Genomic DNA, 16,740 nt, shown 5'->3' with positions numbered 1-16,740 from the left:
TCGGCCGGGGCGTGGGGAGCCGGACGGGCGGCGGACCGTCGTTGGAGCCTCGCGGCCACCGGTGCCGACCAGGGGCGGAGCCGGAGCCCTCCGGCCGAAGCATGGACCCGTTCGGCCCTGGCCCGGCTCCCAAAGGTGGGTGAGGATGAAACCGGGGCTTGGTCCACCAACGGCGAAAGGGTCGAACATGACCGAGGCACGGGAGTTCTCGCCGTCGAATCCGATCCGGGTCTTCCTGCTCGACGACCACGAGGTCGTGCGGCGCGGCGTTACGGACCTTCTCGACGCCGAACCGGATATCGAAGTGGTCGGTGACACGAGCACGGCTGCCCACACGCTGGCCCGGAGCCCTGCCCTGCGCCCGGACGTCGCGGTGCTCGACGTACGGATTCCTGACGGTGACGGAATCACGGTCTGCCGGGAGCTGCGCTCCCTCATGCCCGGCCTCGCCTGCCTGATGCTCACGTCGTTCGACGACGACGACGCGCTCCTCGACGCCATCATGGCCGGGGCCGCGGGATACGTGCTGAAGGAGATCAACGGGTCGGACCTGGTCGCCGCGGTGAGGACGGTCGCCTCCGGCGAATCCATGCTCGACCCGGCGACCACGACCCGGCTGATGAAGAGTCTTCGCGGGGAGGAGGACGAGACGGCGTCCGAGCCGGACGCCCTGTCGCAGCTCTCCCCGCGTGAGCAGGAGATCCTCGCGCTGATCGGGGAAGGGCTCACCAACCGTGAGATCGGCAGACGGCTCTACCTGTCCGAGAAGACGGTCAAGAATCACATCTCGCGTCTGCTTGCCAAACTCGGTGTCGAGCGGCGCATCCAGGCCGCCGTGCTGGCCACGCAAGCGGCTTCCCGGCCGGACAGCCACGCCGGCCGGTCCGACCACCCCGGGGCGGCCGATTTCCACTGATCAGCCCACTGATCAGTGGAAATGCGCCGCCCCGGGACGGGACTGCACCGGCGCGGCGTGCCCGCCCTCACTCGATGGGCAACGAGCTTTCGCTCTCGTGCGTGGCGTACACGCCCAGAAGCCGGATCCGGGTCGCCTGCAGTCGGCCCGCCACCACTTCCAGCACGTGACGGGTCAGCGCCAGCCCGAGGACAGGGTCCTCGTTGCACAGGGCACGTACGGCACGGGCATCGAACTCGTCCGCGCGGACCATGCTGAAGGCTTCGGCACCCAGACGCCAGGTGTACGGCGGTACCAGCCACGACCATCCCAGCAGATCACCGTGGCCCAGCATCTCCAGAGTGCCCGCGTTCCGCCCATGCCCGTGCAGATCGAGATTGACCGCGCCTGTGCGGATGACCCAGAACCGGTCCGCAGGTTGTTGGTCCTCGAAGATTCGGGTGCCCGCCGGGAAGCACACCGGACGGGAGAATTCCATCAGACGCTCCCGTCCCTGGCTGGGCAGAGCGTTCAGCAGGGTCATGGCCATGGCCGTACCTCCCGGTTCCGATCCGGCGGTGACCCACCACCCCGCCGGACAGGTCTTGGTATCCAAGACTGCCTGCCGTGGCCGGGCACGGGCAGGGGCCGACCGGTATCCGTGGTGGCCCGAATGGCCCGTTTGCCGTTTCCGGCCCCAGGATCCGGAGAACGGGATCACCGCGGGACGACCGGCACCGTCCATACGAGCCGCGTACCTCCGTCGCCGGGTGCTTCGACCGCCATGGTGCCGCCCAGCCTGTCCGCCCGCTTGGCAAGGTTCCGCAGCCCGCTTCTGCGGCTGTCCGCCCCGATGCCCACTCCGTTGTCGGAGACCGACAGTGTCAGGACGCCGCTGCGGACCACCAGCGACACCGACGCGGAGGTGGCCCGAGCGTGCCGCGCCACGTTACTGAGAGCCTCCGCGAGGACGGCGACGACATGCTCGGCGGCCTCCGGAGGGACGTCGGTGTCGAGCAGACCCTCCATGCGCAGGGACGGCGTGAACCCGAGGGGGCGCACCGCCTGCTGGACCGTGTCGGTGACGCGACCCCTCAGCCCGCGGTGGGAACGCCCGGCTTCACGGGCACGCAAGCCGAAGATCGTCGACCGGATGATCTTGATGGTCTCGTCGAGGTCGTCCACGGCGCGCAGCAGTCGCTCCTGCGCACGAGGGTGGTCGACGAACCGGACGACGCTCTGGAGGGTCATCCCCGTGGCGAAGAGTCGCTGGATTGCCAGATCGTGCAGATCCTGGGCGATACGGTCACGGTCCTCCAGCACGGTCATCAGCTCGGAGTCGCGCCGGCGCTCGGCGAGTTCCATGGCCAGTGCCGCCTGCGCGGCGAACGTCTGCAGCGGCGCCGTCTCGGTCCGGGTGAACAGCGCGCCCGAACGGAGTCTGGCCAGCAGAAGCACGCCCCGCACCTCCTCGCTGGCGATCATCGGCACCGCCACGGCCGGTCCCAGACCGCCCCACCGCTGCGGGCCGGCGGTAATCCTGGGATCGCGCTCCACATCGGCGCTGATGAGCGGCCTCCCGGCGTGCAGCGCGGCACCGACGAACGAACCCTCCTGGGGCAGCTGCAGACCACGGTGGGCATCGGCGTCGACTCCGGCGGCGAGAGCGACACGCAGAGACGTGCCGTCCTTGTCGGGGAGGGCGAGAACCCCCAGGTCGGCGGAGAGAATGTGACGCGCCCGGTCGACGATCAGCCGCAGCACCTGTGTCTCGTCCGCTCCGGACAGCAGGTCGGCGACGACGTCACCATTGGCCCGCAGCCAGCTCTGTCTGTCCCGCGCGGTCTCGTAGAGCCGTGCGTTCTCGATCGCCACGCCGGCGGCCACGGCGAGAGTGGACAGGACGGTCTGGTCGTCATCGTCGAAGTCTCCGCCGCCGCGTTTCTCGGTCAGGTAGAGGTTGCCGAACACGTTGTCGCGGACCATGATCGGGACGCCGAGGAACGAGTGCATGGGGGGATGGTTCGGCGGAAATCCGTAGGACGCCGGATGACTCGTCAAGTCCGACAGCCGCAACGGCTCCGGGTGGCGGATGAGTTCACCCAGGATTCCGTGTCCTCGGGGAAGGTGTCCGATGGCGGCTGCCCGGTCCGCGTCGACGCCGACTGTCAGGAACTGGGAGAGGTGTGTGTCCTCTTCCACGACACCCAGGGCTCCGTACCCGGCGTCCACCAGCACCACCGCGGCTTCCACGATGCGTCGCAGAACCTGGGGGAGGTCCAGTTCCCGTCCGACGGACAGCACCGCTTGGAGCAGGATCTGTACCGCCTCGGGATTGCCGTGCTGTACGGCGCCGAGTTGTGCCCGCAGCTCTGCGGGCAAAACGTCTTGCCGTTCCGGTACGCCATCGCCGTACCCGCCCGTGTCGTCGCCCACGAGGCCTCCGTCGGGCAGTCCCTGCTGTCGGCCTGCACCAGACCGCACTTCCACGGTAGCGACTGCGTCCGTCACCGCATCCTGAACGCCGCCGCCTTCTCCAGGACGACCTTCAGGGCCGTGTCACCGGGGCCGCCCCGGCCCCGTTGAGGGCGCCCGTCAGCCGTGCGCGACGATCGCCACCGGGCACGGCGCGTGGTGTACGGCTGCCGCCAGCACGTCGGGCGTGCCGTCCAGGCCCACGGTGATCACACGGTTCATGAGACCCCCCGCCGTCCCGCTGATTCGGCCAGGCCGGTCTCTTCCGACGGATGTTCGAGGTCTTCGGAAACTGCCACGACACCGTCCACGCTGCCGCACAGCCGCACCAGTACGGCGACAGTGTGTTCGTCGTCCACGGCGCCGTGGAGGGTGACCTGCCCCTGTTCCACCTCGGCGGTGACGGCCGACGGTGCCAGCCGCAGAGTCCGCGCCAGGATGTCCCGTGAGATCTCCTCGTGGATGGCGCTGTCCCGCCTGAGAAACACGCGTAGCAGGTCGGACCGGCTGGCGATGCCCAGCAGCTTGTCCGTCTCGTCCACCACTGGCAGACGCTTGACGTGTTGCCGCGCCATCACGCGCGCTGCTTCCACGACGGTCCATTGAGGACGCGCGGACAGTGCCGGCGCGGACATGATCTCCGCGGCGACCACGCCCTCGGCCCTGGCACGCTCCCATGCCTCAAGATGAGGCAGCGGCAGCCTGCCGGACCTGTCGGATCTGTTCGCCGCCTTGCGCAGCAGGTCGGCCTCGGAGACGACGCCGACCGGCCGGCCCGCGTCATCCAGCACAGGCACGGCACTGACGCCGTGATCCGACAGGGCCCTGGCGATTTCCTTGAACGGGGTATCGAGCCGCACGCTCACGACATCGCGGGTCATGAGCTCACCGACGCTGCGCTGGTCCATGTCCTGAACTCCTTCCTGGGCCGTGGCCGCCCAGCCGCAGCCACACATCCAAGCCTGACTCCCGTCGGCACGGCATGGCATGTGCCACTCAGCCCTATCGGGCGGCGACAGGCCCTCGGACCGCCGCTCACCGGGGTCGACCAAAGGGGGTCCCAGTAGCACTCGCCGAAAAAACAACGCTAAGCCCGCGAGGCTGCCCCTGATCTGGGGTGATTTCGGGGGAGGCGGGGCGGTGGCCCGTTGCCGGGCGCAGGGTGGCTCGTCGGGCTGAACGAGTGGCGCTGACGGGAGGGGTGGGGGGATGGCGACGAGGGTTTTCAGTGATGAGGAGCTGGAGGCCTTGCGGTCGTTCCCGTCGATCGGCAAGGACGAGCTGATCCGCTACTGCACTCTCACCCCGGCCGACGAGGCGTTCCTGCGGAAGTTCCGCCGGGCCCAGAACGTGCTCGGCGCCGCTGTTCAGCTGTCTGCCCAGCCGTGGCTGGGCTTCGTCCCCGACGCGGTGCCCGCCGCTCTGCCCGCCGCTCTGCCCGCCGCTCCGCCCGCGGCGGTCGGCCGCTTGGCCCGCCAGCTCGGGCTCGCAGTGACTGATCTGGTGGGCTACGGCGAGCGTGAGCAGACCCGTACCGATCATCTGCGGGAGATCGCCGGGTATCTGGGGTGGAAACCGGCGAAGACCATCGAGCTCAAGGAGCTGGACGAGTTCCTGCTGGCCCGTGCGATGGAACACGATGCCCCGAGTCTGCTGTTCCGGCTGGGCTGCGAGTACCTGCGTTCGGCGAAGGTGATCCGGCCGGGTGTCGTCTCGCTTCTGGAGAAGGTCGCCACCGCCCGTGAGGCCGCCGAGCGGGAGGCTCCTACACCTACATCCGGCAGTTCGCGCCGAAGGTGCTTCAGGCGGTGCGGTTCGCCGGCGGCACCGACGCGCAGCCTCTGATCGAGGCGCTCACGATCCTGCGGGAGCTGAACGCCACCGGCGCCCGCAACGTCCCCGACAACGCGCCGACGCTGTTCGTGCCGACCCGGTGGCAGGGCTACCTGGACGAGGCCGCGGCCAAGGGTGATGCGACTGCGTACCGGCATTACTGGGAGCTGTGCACGCTGCTCGCGTTGCGTGACGGGCTGCGATCGGGGGACGTGTTCGTGCCGGGCTCGCGCCGTTACGACAACCCGGCCGCCTACCTGTTCAAGCCCGCCCAGTGGGAGACGCACCGCACGGAGTTCTGCCGCCTGGCCGGCAAGAGCCCCGATGCCTGTCAGGCCCTGCCACTGGTAATGGACGAACTGGACGAGGCCCTGACGGAGCTGGAGGAGGTACTGGGGCGCGGTGACGGGCCGGTCAGGTTGAACGCCGCCGGGGAGCTGGTCATCTCGCCGCTGACGGCGGAGGACATCCCGTCCGAGGCCGAGGAGCTGCACGCCGAGCTGGAGCGGATGCTACCGAACGTTCCGATCGCCTCGCTGCTGGTGGAGATGGACCGGCACACCGGCTTCCTGGACTGCTTCGTCCACGCCGGCGGCAAACAGGCCTGTTCCCCGCGGCTCAAAAGGAACCTGATCGCCTGCCTGATCGGGCTCTCCACGAATCTCGGTCTGCACGGCATGGCCGCGTCCTGCGGCATCCCGTATGACGTGCTGGCGTGGACCGCGGAGTGGTACATCCGCGAGGAAACGCTCCGCGAGGCGAACATCGTCCTGGTCAACTACCCGTGCTGGACGAGATCCTGGGCAACGCCACCGACCTGCCGATCACCGAGCACGCCACGGACACGCACGGCGTCACCCTGGTCAACTTCGGCCTTTTCGACCTGGTCGGCAAGCAGCTCTCGCCCCGTATCCGCGATCTGGGCAAGATCACGCTGTACCGGATGGGCGCCAAGAGCGACTACGAGGAGCGGTTCCCGAAAGCGGGACCGCTGCTGACGAAGAAGGCCAACCTCGACCTGGTCGCCGATCACTGGGACGACCTGCTGCGTCTGGCCGGGTCGCTGAAGTACGGGCACGCCACCGCCTCCCTGATCGTCGGCAAGCTTTCGGCGTCTTCCCGGCAGAATGCGCTGGCCGCCGCGCTCAAGGAGTACGGGGCGATCCGCAGAACGATCTACGCGGCGAAGTACCTGTCGGACGAGGGCTACCGGCGCAAGATCGCCCGGCAGCTGAACAAGGGCGAGTCCCTCCACGCCCTGCGCCGTCAGCTGCACTACGCCCGCGAGGGCAAGATCACCCGGCGCCAGCCCGAGCAGCAGAACGAGCAGGCGTGGTGCCTGACGGTGGTGACGAACGCGGTGGTCTGCTGGCACACCGAGTACATGGGCCTGGCCGTCGGCGAACTGCGCAGCGCCGGCCGCGAGGTGGACGCCGAGGTCCTGGCGCACATCTCCCCGGCCCGCAGCTCGGTGGTGAACTACTACGGCTCCATCACCGTCGACTACGAGCACGAACTGGCCCAGCTCGACGACCAGGGCCACCGGCCGCTGCGGACCGTGGCCACAGACGAGCCCGGAGCCGGGCTGTAGAGCAGCGGATCGGCGCCGGCGAGGTGCCCGGCCCCCGCACCACTTCGGACATCAGCTCGGCTGAGGCGGGAGCGCCCCGGTGCCGCGCGCGTCCGGCCCCCTCGCCGAGGCCCTGTCCCGCAGGACCGTGCTCCTGGACGGCAGGCTGAGCAACCAGCTCGCCGCCCAGGGCTGCGACCTGTCCGGCGGGCTGTGGACGGGCCGGGCGCTCGCGGAGCGCCCCGACCAGGTGGAGGCTGCGCACGCCGCCTACGTCCGGGCGGGCGCCGAGGTGCTGATCACCGCGAGCTACCAGATCGGCCGTGACGCCGCGCTGCTGCGCCGCAGCGTCGAAGCCGCCGCCCGAGCGGCCGAGGCGGCCGACCACGAGGTGTGGGTGGACGCCTCCGTGGGCCCGTACGGGGCGGTGCTCGCGGACGGCTCCGAGTACCGGGGCCGCTACGGGCTGAGCGTGCGCGAGCTCGCCGACTTCCACCGGCCCCGCGTCGAGGCCCTGCTCGCCGCCGGGCCCGACGTCCTCGTCCTGGAGACCGTCCCCGACCCGGACGAGACCGAGGCCCTGCTCGGCGTCCTCGCGGACACGGGCGCCCCCGCCTGGCTGAGCCACACCGTCGCCGGGGGCCGCACCCGCTCCGGCGCCCCCCTCCCCGGCGCCTTCGCGCTCGCCGCCGCCTCCCCGCAGGTCATCGCCGTCGGCGTCAACTGCTGCGACCCGGCCGAGGTGCTGCCCGCCCTCGAAGCGGCGGCCGGCGTCACCTCCAAACCCCTCGTGGCCTACCCGAACGACGGCTCCGTCCGGGAGCCGGCCACCGCCACCTGGCACCCCCCGCGGACCGGGCCCCGCTGGCCCGTCGCCGCCTGGCGCCGCACGGGCGCCCGCCTCATCGGCGGCTGCTGCCGCATCGGCCCGGCCCGGATCGCGGACCTCGCGGCGGAGTGCGCTGGTCTGGATATATGACGGCGCATCAACTTCGGTCATTCGTAGATGACTTCTGGTCAAAGAGGTCTCCCGCGCGGCTCCCGGGAGCTGACAGGGGCGCTCCGGAAGGTCAGGATGCTCCGACATCCACAGGGGGGCGTCATGAGCACTGCTGAGAGCGCACCGGCAACCGAACCTCGGGGCGGGGAGGATCCGGACGCCGGAGCGGAACTGGCGCGGCGGGTCTTCACCGGCCAGGAGCGCTGGGGCTGGGAGTTCGTCCAGCCGTCCGCGCCCCCGGCACACCGGGACGCCCAGCATCCGCCCGTCTACTCCGAACCCTCCGGCGACGAGGTCCGCGCCATGGAGGAGCGCGCCATGACCGCCCGGAAGAACAGGGGCACGGGCTGTCTCCTCCTGCTCGCGGGCATCATCGCCTACGCGGCCGGCGGCCCGTCCGCCGTCGTGATCGTCGTCGTCCTCGTCATCGTCCTCATGGCCGCGACCTCCCCGGCCGCCAGGCTGAGGGCCGCCCGCCGGCGCCTGGAAGCCGCCCGCACCAGCGCCCAGCGAGACTACGAGCAGCGCCGGCGCGCCTGGCAGAGCCGGATCGACGCCCACCACGCGGAGCACCTGCGGCACAACGACACGCTGGACACCTGGTTCCCGCTCTCCCTCGCCTCCGGTCCCAGCCGGATCGACGTGTTCGGCGGCACGGGCAACGGCTGGGCCAGCCTGCTCGCCACGGTCGGCGGGCCGCTCCTCGGCGGTGGCGCCCCGCTCGTCGTCCTGGACCTCACCCAGCAGGCCGTCGCCCTCGAACTCGCCGGCCTCGCCGCGCGCCGCGACATCGCCGTCGCCCACGTACCCATGCCCGGGGCCCTGCTCGACGCCGACCTGAGCGCGGAGTTCACTCCCGAGGAGCTGGCCGAGACCATGGCCGAGGCGCTGGGCACCATGCGGCCGCCCGGCGCGGACGTGGACCTCCACACCATCGACGTGGACCTCGTCCAGACCGTCGCGGAACTGCTCGAAGGGCCCGTCACCTTCGCCCGGCTCGCCGCCGGGCTGCGCGTCCTGCTCCGCGTCTACGATCCCGCCCCCGGCGCGCCCGGGCCGCTCGGCCCCACCGAGGTCGAGTCGATCACCCGGGCCGTCGACCTACTGGGCCAGGGCGAGCGCGTCCAGAACGAACTGCGCTACGTCCGGGCGCAGACGGAGCTGCTCACGCCGAGGGGGCAGGAGGCCGCCGTCCCCGGCGGCGGCCGCGCCGCGGACTGGTGGCGGCCCGGCGGACTGACGATCGTCACGACCGAGGACTCCGTGCGCCGCCGCAAGGACCTCACCGACCGCTTCGTCTTCTTCCGGCTGGTCCACGCGCTGCGCACCCGCGCCGTGGCGCACGGCTCGGGGACCCTCGTCGTCGCCGGAGCCGACCACCTCGGCCGTGACGCCCTGGAATCGATGGCGCGCGAGGCCCGCACGGCCGGTGTTCGGCTCGTGTTCCTGCTCGAACACCTGCGGGAGGGCACCGTCCAGGTCGCCGGCGGATCGGACAGCGCGACGGTGTTCATGCGCATGGGCAACGGCGAGGAGGCCAAGGCGGCCGCGCAGTTCATCGGGCAGGAGCACAAGTTCCTCGTCAACCAGCTGACCCGGCAGGTCGGGGAGACCCTCACCGAGGGCCGCGGCAGCAGCTACGGCGGCCAGCGGGGCGTCTCGGACACGGACGGCTCCAACCGGGGCGGCGGCACCTCCGGCAGCAGCTGGGGGAGCTCCAGGTCCTTCTCGACCTCCCTCTCGCGCAGCTGGCAGGACTCGACCAACAGCTCCACCGCCCGGTCCACGACGACCGGCGAGAACCTCAGCCGCGTCTACGAGTTCACGATCGAGCCCACCCAGCTCCAGGCCCTCCCGGCGACCGGCCTGGTCCTCGTCGAAACCGGGCCGGCGGGCCGCCGCGTCGTGTTCGGGGACTGCAATCCCGGCATCAACTTCCTGCCCCGGCTCTCCGCCCGCCCCCGCGCGAGCCTGACGTGAGCCCCGGTGCCGGGTCTGGGGGCGCGGCCCGGCCCGCCGGACTCGGCGCGTACCGCTTCCACCGCCTGATCACCGTGCCCCGGCGGCCCGAGGACGGCCGTACGGAGGACCGTACGGCCGCCCAGCTCACCGCCGCCGTCACGGCGGCCCACGCCGTACTGTCCGCGCCCTCGGCCGGTGGGGAGCACCGCCCGGCGGGTCTGGCCGCGGCATGGATACGCCCGGGCCGGCACCGGCCGCTGCACTTCCTGGTGGGCGGAGCGCCCGGCTTCCCGCCCGCGGGCGACGAGCCCGCCGCGGACGGTGCGCAGCGCCCCCTGCGCTACCCGCCCGGCTCCACCGCCCGCGACGTCCCGGCGGGCGAGACGGTCGCCCTGCTGGAACGGCTGCCGTTCTGGATCCCCTGCCCCGGCTCCCACGACGCCCTGCGCCTGGGCGACGACGAGCGCGCCCTGCCGGGCGAACGCCGCGGCTCCTTCGACGACGCGGTCGCCCACCTCCCGGACTCCTTCGCCTGGCTCGTGCTGGCCGAGCCCGTCCCGTACGAGCGACTGGACCAGGAGCGCGCGGCACTCGCCGTCCAGCTGCCCCGGCTGCGCCAGCGCGAGAACTCCGCCGCCGACCGGGTGGCGGCCGACCGGGCCGAGGCCCGCTACCGCGAGCTGACCCGGGCCCTGGCCACCGGGGTGTGGAACGTGCGCGTGCTGGTCGGCGCCGAGCGGCCCGAGTCGGCGCTCGCCTCGGCGGCCCTGCTGTGCGGCGCCGGCGACCTCGACGAGCTGCCGTACGTGCTCGTACCGGCGCGGCGGCCGATGCCCTTCGCCGAGGCGCTGACCACCGTCACGCCGCAACCGGCGGCGGCCCCGGCCGCGGGCGCCGCCGGGCCGCCGGGCAGCGTGCCCTTCGTCGCCCCCGCCGAACTGGTCGCGGCGCTGGCCCGGCCGCCCGCGCGGGAGCTCCCAGGCATCCGTACGGTAGCCCCGAACCGGTTCGACGTCACCTCCGACGACACGGGACACGACGCCGACGCCTTCCTGATCGGCGACATCCTCGACGAGGCCCTCATGCCCGCCGACCGGCTCCACGTCTCCCGCTCCACCCTCAACCGGCACGCCTTCGTCTGCGGGGCGACCGGCTCGGGTAAGTCCCAGACGGTACGGAGCCTGCTCACCGCCCTGTCCACGCACGACCGGCCGATCCCCTGGCTGGCGGTCGAGCCGGCGAAGGCCGAGTACGCGCGCATCGCCGGCCGCCTCGCCGCGGCGGGGGGACCCGAGCGCGCCCGGCGCGTCACCGTGATCCGGCCCGGTGACGTGGGCGTGGCCCCCGCCTCGCTCAACCCGCTGGAGCCGGAGCCGGGCTTTCCGCTGCAGAGCCACGTGGACCTCGTACGGGCCCTGTTCCTCGCGGCGTTCGAGGGGCACGAGCCCTTCCCGCAGGTGCTGTCACGGGCCTTGTCCCAGTGCTACACGGCCGCCGGATGGGACCTCGTCACCGGCGAACCGCGCCCGGCCCACAAGCCGAAGTACGTACTGGAGGAGCCGGACGAGCCGCGGACGGCCCGCTATCCGACCCTGGGCGAACTCCAGGCCACCGCCCGGCAGGTCGTCGAGATGATCGGGTACGGCAAGGAGGTCACCGCGGACGTGCGGGGCTTCGTCGACGTCCGGATGGGCTCGCTGCGGGAGGGCGCGCCGGGCCGGTTCTTCGAGGGCGGCCATCCCCTGGACATCGCCGGGCTGCTCGCCGGGAACGTGGTCCTCGAACTGGAGACGATCACCAACGACCAGGACAAGGCATTCCTCATCGGCGCGGTGCTCATCCGCCTGGTCGAACACCTGCGGGTGCACCACGGCGCCGGCGGGGTCCCGCTGCGCCACGTCCTGGTGGTGGAGGAGGCGCACCGGCTCCTGAAGAACGTGGAGGACGGGCCGGCAGCCGCCGCCGTCGAGCTCTTCGCCTCCCTGCTGGCGGAGATCCGGGCGTACGGCGAGGGTGTTGTGATCGTCGAGCAGATCCCCAGCAAGATCCTGCCCGACGTCATCAAGAACAGCGCGCTGAAGATCATGCACCGGCTGCCCGCGGAGGACGACCGGCGGGCGGTCGGCGCGACGATGAACCTCCAGCCCGAGCAGAGCGAGAACGTCGTCGCCCTGCCGCCCGGACGGGCCGCCGTCGCCGCCGACGGCATGGACCGGCCCGTCCTGACGGCGATCCCGCACGGGGAGCACGCCGAGAGCGCCGAGGACGCGTCGACGGAGCCGCCGCTGCTGAGCAGCCGCAGCCCGCTGTGCGGGACCTCCTGCCGCCGCGAGCCGTGCACCCTGCGCACGATGAACGACTCCCACCACCGCTCCGTGGAGCCCCTCCAGCTGATCTGGACGGACGTGGCGGCCTCGGCCCAGGCGATGGGCAAGGACGCGCCGGGCCCGTCCGACCCGGTCCGGGCCGCGTTGACGGCGCTCCCGGACCGCGATCTGGAATGCACCCTGGTGTACGGGGTGGAACGTGCGGTGTCCGCCCGCGAGTCCCTGATGCGCGACGAGGTCGACCCGGGCGACTTCGCCCGGCGCCTGCTCGCCGTGCTCCGCGCCGAACTGCTGGGCACCGACCCGCCGGGCGGCGACCCGCGGCGCTACACGTACGCGAACTACCGCTTCCGGGACGTGATCCGGGTCATCCACCAGACCAGGACCTCCGTTCCGGACGGCCCGCACACCTACCCGGACCACGAGGCCCAGTGGGCCTCCCGGGGCCTGGTCCTGACCGGGACCTCGGGGGCGGACCACCGCCTCCAGATCCACGCCCTGCCGGGGTACCGGCAGAAGCGGGTCCACGCCCGGGTCGGGGACGTGGAACGCAGCGGGCTCCGCGACGCGGTGGCGGCGATGACGGGCGGCACGACGGAGGAGCACGTGACGCGGGCCTTCGCGATGGCCTGCGCGGCGGGACCGCGCCTGCGCGCGGTGGTGGCGGAGACGGCGGTACGGGTGGCGCTGGAGTGCGCCCGCGAGAAGGGGACCCGCCCATGAGCGAACTCGGCGGCCCGACCGACGCCCCGCCCCCACCCCCGCCCCCTCCGCCCCCGGAGCCGCCGACGGACGCGCCCCGGGACGGCGACGAACCGGAGGAGGAGGCGGGGGCGGCGGACGCCGAAGCGGCCACGGACACGAACACGGACTCGGAGACGGACCCCGTCCCGCACGCCGCCGAACAGCCGTTGGACGGCGACCACGTCCCGGACCCGCCGCCGATGGACGCACCGCAGGAGGCCGAGCCCGGGAGCCCGTCCGAAGCGAAGCCGCCCGCGGCCCACCAGGAACCCACCACGCCCGGCACCCCCCCGGACCCGGCCACGCCCGAAACGCACGAGCCCACCCCCCAACAGCCCGAAACCCCCTCCCCGGAGCCGACCGACACCCCACCGGAAGAGCCGACCCCCGAGGAGCAAACCCCGGAACAGCCGGAGCCCCAGAAACAGGAGTCAGAACCCGAACCGGAGCCGGAGCCCGAACCGGAACCGGAACCAGAACCAGAACCAGAACCGGAGCCTGAGCCCGAGAAGCAGCCCGAGCAGGAACGGGAGCCAGAGCCCGAGCGGGAAGCGGAGCCCGAGGCGGAACTGGAGCGCGAGCCCGAGCCGGAGGCTGACCCGGAACCGGAGCGCGAACCTGAGCCAGAAGCGGAGCCCGAGTCCGAACCGGAACCGGAATCGGTGCCCGACCCCAACCGGGAGCGTGACGCGGACGCCGGACCGGAATCCGAAGCTGAGCCGGAGCCGGCCGCGGAACAGGACCCCGAACCCGAAGGGGAACTCGGACGCGAACGCGAACTCCGACCCGACCTCGAACGGGAACCGCACTCCGAGGCCGAGCCCGACGCTGCTCAGGACACGGCTGCGCAGGACACGCCCCCGCCCGACTCCGCGACCTCACCCGAAGCGGAACGCACGGACCACGACGACCCGACGGGCGCCGACCAACAGGCCGCGGAGACAGGAGAAGAGCCGGCCCCCGGCAACGAACTCGCCCAAACGGTAGGCACCGTGGCCGAAGGCACGGTCAAGGCCGGAGTGGCCGTGGCCGAAGCCGGCGTGGCCCTTATCGGGGCCACGGTCGACGCAGCGGACAGGGCCACCGCGGAAGGGCCCGCCGGCGCCCGCGCCGACGAGGTCTCCCAGGGCGTCGACGGCCCGCCGTCGGAGGGGCCGGACGAGGCCGGTCTCCCGCAGGAGTCGGAGTCCGGCGAAGCGGCCGACCACGATCCTGACCGCGATGCCGATGGGTTGCCCGACACCGAGTCCACCGACGCGGAGGCCACCGACGCGGAGCCCGATCTGCTTCCCGACGCGGACGCTGCTGATGCCTCAGAGACGGAAGACGAGGGCGGAGAGGGGGGCCGCGTGGACGGCCCCGAACGCGTTGGCGGAGGGGGCTGGGATTTGAGCGCGGGTGACAATCCGATGTCTGTCCTCCCGGCTGACGCAATCAATCTCGGCTTCAAGCCCGACCCGGACGGTGGACCGAAGGTCGGAGTCAACTACAAATGGACGGATCCCGAGACAGGAAATACTGCTCGCCTGCGCGTTCACGAGGCCGACGGAACGGCCCCCGAGGGGTCGAATTCGGCGAGCGGGGATATTTACCGCATACAAGTCGGCGGTAAATATCAGGACGAATCGGGAAAGCTTTACCACCGGCAAGTTTCCAACCCCGACAGTCCTCATTATGATCCTGCTGCGGCCAATGCGACGCATATACCATGGCCCGCCGGCCACAGTCTGCCCTACCCGAGTGAGGGAACCGAAGCATGAGCGTGAAGCCTGCTCAGATGGTGGAGTTGATCCGACAGGTGACAGACCCGGATCCCCGCCGGCGAGAGCTCAGCGCCGACTCGTCGGTGGACTGGCTACGTCATTACTCGCGATCCGATGTCATGCTGCTGGCGGGAGCGCTGTCGATCGCGGCGGCCTGTGAACAGGATCCGGCCGCCCTCGAATCCCAACTGAACGCTCTGCTGGAGCTGGGTTCCGGCGGAATGCTGGAGGCTGCCTCCCTGGAGCGCCTCCGTGACATCGACAAAGGCTCGCTTCCGGGAAACCTGGTCGAATATCTGGACGATCTGCTGGAACTCTAGTCTCGATCACGCGTGCGTGCGGGGGATTGAATGAACGCAGGTGAGGGCCGCTTTGACGCAATAGCAGACGGGGGTGTTTCGTGGGGTAGAGCGCTGGGGGTGGGAGTCCGTTGTGCCGGGTGGGGTGGTGGCGCATCCTGATGCGGGGAATCCGCCCGTGTGGGTCGAGCCGTACTTTCCCGAGCTGGCCCGCCTGGAGGAGCGGAGCTCCCTGCGGTTGAGCGCCGGCCAGATCGTGGGGGTGGTGTTCGCCATCGCCGTGCTTGGGATGATCACCGTCGGCTGGATCTCCCTCATCCTGGCCGGGGTGTTCATCGTCGTCGTGTCCGTCACCGTTCCGACCGCGCGCGGGACGCCGCGCAGCGGCGGGCCGCCGAGGAGCGGGGGCGCCGGTGGGAGGCGCACCAGCAGCGGGTCGCCACCTGGCAGCGGATGCTGTACGAGGGGCATGACCCACCGCCCGCAAGAACGGCAAGGCCATCGGTGGCGTCAAGGTCTCCGACGACGACATGCTCGCCACTGCCGTCCGACTGCGCGACCAGGAACACCTGTCCCTGCGCGAAATCGCCTCCCGCCTCGTTATCCGCACCGGCAAGAAGCGCGGCCAGCACCCAGCCCCGGCCACCGTAATGCGCATGCTGCGCGAACACGACGAACAGACGGCCGCAGCCACTCTGCAGCCCACGGCCTGACCTGGGGCTCAATCCTTGGCGTTGTTTTTTCGGCGAGAACTACAGGGACCCCCAAAGGGTCGACCGGGCTCTGCGATGGGGACGGTCGGCCCCTGCCGTTGAATGCCGTCGAGCCTTCACGCTGGGAGGAGGACAAAGCCGGGAGGCATCGTGTCCGTAGAGACGCTCGACGAGCGAACGGTGAAAGGGCTCGTGTCCGACGCCACCAGGGCACCGTCGATGCACAATGCACAGCCCTGGCTCTTCCGGTACGCCCGGAGCACGCGCACCTTCACCTTGTCCGCCGACTCGGCGCGTGCCATGCCGCACGAGGACCGGGACGGACGGGGTCTGCACGTCGGGTGCGGGGCCGCGCTCCTCAACCTTCGGGTGGCACTCGCCCATCTCGGCCGGGGCTCCGGGACGACTCTCCTGCCCGATGCGGCCGTCCCACGTCTTCTGGCGACCGTGAGCGTCGGCTCTCCGACGACGGTGGATGCGCTCGCCGATCTGTACCCGGCGATTCGCGAACGGCACACGAGCCGATATCCGTTCTCGGAGCGGGAGATTCCCACGGCTGAGCGGGACGAACTCGGGCAAGCCGCCCGTCTCGAAGACGCCGAGTTGACGTTTCTGTCTCCGCCACACCTTCAGGCCGTGCTCGACCTGACCAGGGACGCCGAGGGTTACAGCCTCATGGACCCCTCCCGCGAGGCGGAGAGAGCCCGGTGGACCAAGGACTCGAAGGCCGACGTGAGCACCGAAGGGGTGCCGGAATACGCCTTTGGTCCGCGTAAGCGCGGTGGAACCGCCCCCACTCGCGACTTCGCCGGGCTCGACGTGGTGCGAGGCCGGCCCACGGCCGATTTCGAGGACCGGCTCCAACTGGCGCTGCTCAGCACGGCGGCGGACGGACCGGCCGACTGGCTGCGAGCGGGACAGGCGCTGGAACGCCTGCTCCTCGTCGCCACGCGGCACGGACTGGCGAGTTCCTTCGCCACGCAGGCGCTCGAATGGTCCGACCTGCGGTGGCTGCTGCGCGATCCGGTCTCGGGCTCAGGGCATGTCCAGATGGTTCTGCGGCTGGGCTACGGGCCCTGGGGGCCGGAAACACCACGTCGCCCCGTCGAGGAGGTGCTGACATTCGACGACTGATCGATACGGAGCGTCACCGGCACAG

At 71.4% G+C, this 16,740-nt stretch carries 13 protein-coding genes and 1 pseudogene; 11 read left to right on the top strand and 3 right to left on the bottom strand.

Translation table 11 applies throughout. The features are described from left to right. Positions 1–187: 187 nt before the first annotated feature. Positions 188–916, top strand: coding sequence for a response regulator (locus ACIBLA_RS05010; protein WP_399197768.1), 729 nt, complete (start codon positions 188–190; stop codon positions 914–916). A 67-nt stretch (positions 917–983) separates the two neighbouring features. On the opposite strand, the gene ACIBLA_RS05005 is transcribed toward ACIBLA_RS05010, so the two are convergent. The 3 genes from ACIBLA_RS05005 to ACIBLA_RS04995 form a co-directional block, all read right to left on the bottom strand. Next, positions 984–1,445, bottom strand: a complete 462-nt coding sequence (locus ACIBLA_RS05005) for a cyclic nucleotide-binding domain-containing protein (protein WP_363242929.1) — start codon at positions 1,443–1,445, stop codon at positions 984–986. Positions 1,446–1,612: 167 nt separating this feature from the next. Beyond that, positions 1,613–3,331, bottom strand: coding sequence for a GAF domain-containing protein (locus tag ACIBLA_RS05000; protein WP_399197767.1), 1,719 nt, complete (start codon positions 3,329–3,331; stop codon positions 1,613–1,615). A 257-nt stretch (positions 3,332–3,588) separates the two neighbouring features. Beyond that, positions 3,589–4,278: a CBS domain-containing protein gene (locus ACIBLA_RS04995; RefSeq protein WP_399197766.1), complete on the bottom strand. Its 690-nt coding sequence runs from the start codon at positions 4,276–4,278 to the stop codon at positions 3,589–3,591. Between the two features lie 301 nt (positions 4,279–4,579). On the opposite strand from ACIBLA_RS04995, the gene ACIBLA_RS04990 reads away from it, so the two are divergent. The 10 genes and pseudogenes from ACIBLA_RS04990 to ACIBLA_RS04945 all read left to right on the top strand — a co-directional run bounded on the left by ACIBLA_RS04990 (position 4,580) and on the right by ACIBLA_RS04945 (position 16,715). After that, a complete protein-coding gene (locus tag ACIBLA_RS04990) occupies positions 4,580–5,215 on the top strand; it encodes a DUF4158 domain-containing protein (RefSeq protein WP_399197765.1) in 636 nt (211 codons plus the stop codon). Between the two features lie 338 nt (positions 5,216–5,553). Further along, positions 5,554–5,973 (top strand): annotated as a pseudogene (locus ACIBLA_RS04985) (Tn3 family transposase); the annotation flags it as partial. Further along, a complete protein-coding gene (locus tag ACIBLA_RS04980) occupies positions 5,919–6,794 on the top strand; it encodes a Tn3 family transposase (RefSeq protein WP_399197764.1) in 876 nt (291 codons plus the stop codon). The pseudogene ACIBLA_RS04985 and the gene ACIBLA_RS04980, both read left to right, overlap by 55 nt. A 79-nt stretch (positions 6,795–6,873) precedes the next feature. Next, the gene (gene mmuM, locus ACIBLA_RS04975) at positions 6,874–7,752 is read left to right on the top strand and encodes a homocysteine S-methyltransferase (protein ID WP_399197763.1); all 879 of its coding nucleotides are present in this window, start codon (positions 6,874–6,876) and stop codon (positions 7,750–7,752) included. A gap of 123 nt (positions 7,753–7,875) precedes the next feature. Then, positions 7,876–9,753 (top strand): hypothetical protein, encoded by a 1,878-nt coding sequence (locus tag ACIBLA_RS04970; RefSeq protein ID WP_399197762.1) that lies wholly within the window; start codon positions 7,876–7,878, stop codon positions 9,751–9,753. Beyond that, the gene (locus tag ACIBLA_RS04965) at positions 9,750–12,785 is read left to right on the top strand and encodes a DUF853 domain-containing protein (protein WP_399197761.1); all 3,036 of its coding nucleotides are present in this window, start codon (positions 9,750–9,752) and stop codon (positions 12,783–12,785) included. Before ACIBLA_RS04970 ends, ACIBLA_RS04965 begins: the two co-directional genes overlap by 4 nt. Further along, positions 12,782–14,566, top strand: coding sequence for a polymorphic toxin type 30 domain-containing protein (locus ACIBLA_RS04960; protein WP_399197760.1), 1,785 nt, complete (start codon positions 12,782–12,784; stop codon positions 14,564–14,566). The genes ACIBLA_RS04965 and ACIBLA_RS04960 overlap by 4 nt, the downstream gene beginning before the upstream one ends. Further along, positions 14,563–14,889, top strand: a complete 327-nt coding sequence (locus ACIBLA_RS04955) for a hypothetical protein (RefSeq protein ID WP_399197759.1) — start codon at positions 14,563–14,565, stop codon at positions 14,887–14,889. The genes ACIBLA_RS04960 and ACIBLA_RS04955 overlap by 4 nt, the downstream gene beginning before the upstream one ends. Before the next feature lie 509 nt (positions 14,890–15,398). Next, the gene (locus ACIBLA_RS04950) at positions 15,399–15,581 is read left to right on the top strand and encodes a hypothetical protein (RefSeq protein WP_363246593.1); all 183 of its coding nucleotides are present in this window, start codon (positions 15,399–15,401) and stop codon (positions 15,579–15,581) included. Positions 15,582–15,731: 150 nt separating this feature from the next. Then, on the top strand, positions 15,732–16,715 hold the full coding sequence (locus tag ACIBLA_RS04945) for an Acg family FMN-binding oxidoreductase (protein ID WP_399197758.1): 984 nt from the start codon (positions 15,732–15,734) through the stop codon (positions 16,713–16,715). Positions 16,716–16,740: the final 25 nt, after the last annotated feature.

This window comes from Streptomyces sp. NPDC050433 (genome assembly GCF_044458565.1).
GTDB lineage: Bacteria > Actinomycetota > Actinomycetes > Streptomycetales > Streptomycetaceae > Streptomyces.
Note: the sequence above shows the minus strand (reverse complement) of the source record. Positions and strands in the feature narration are given on the sequence as shown.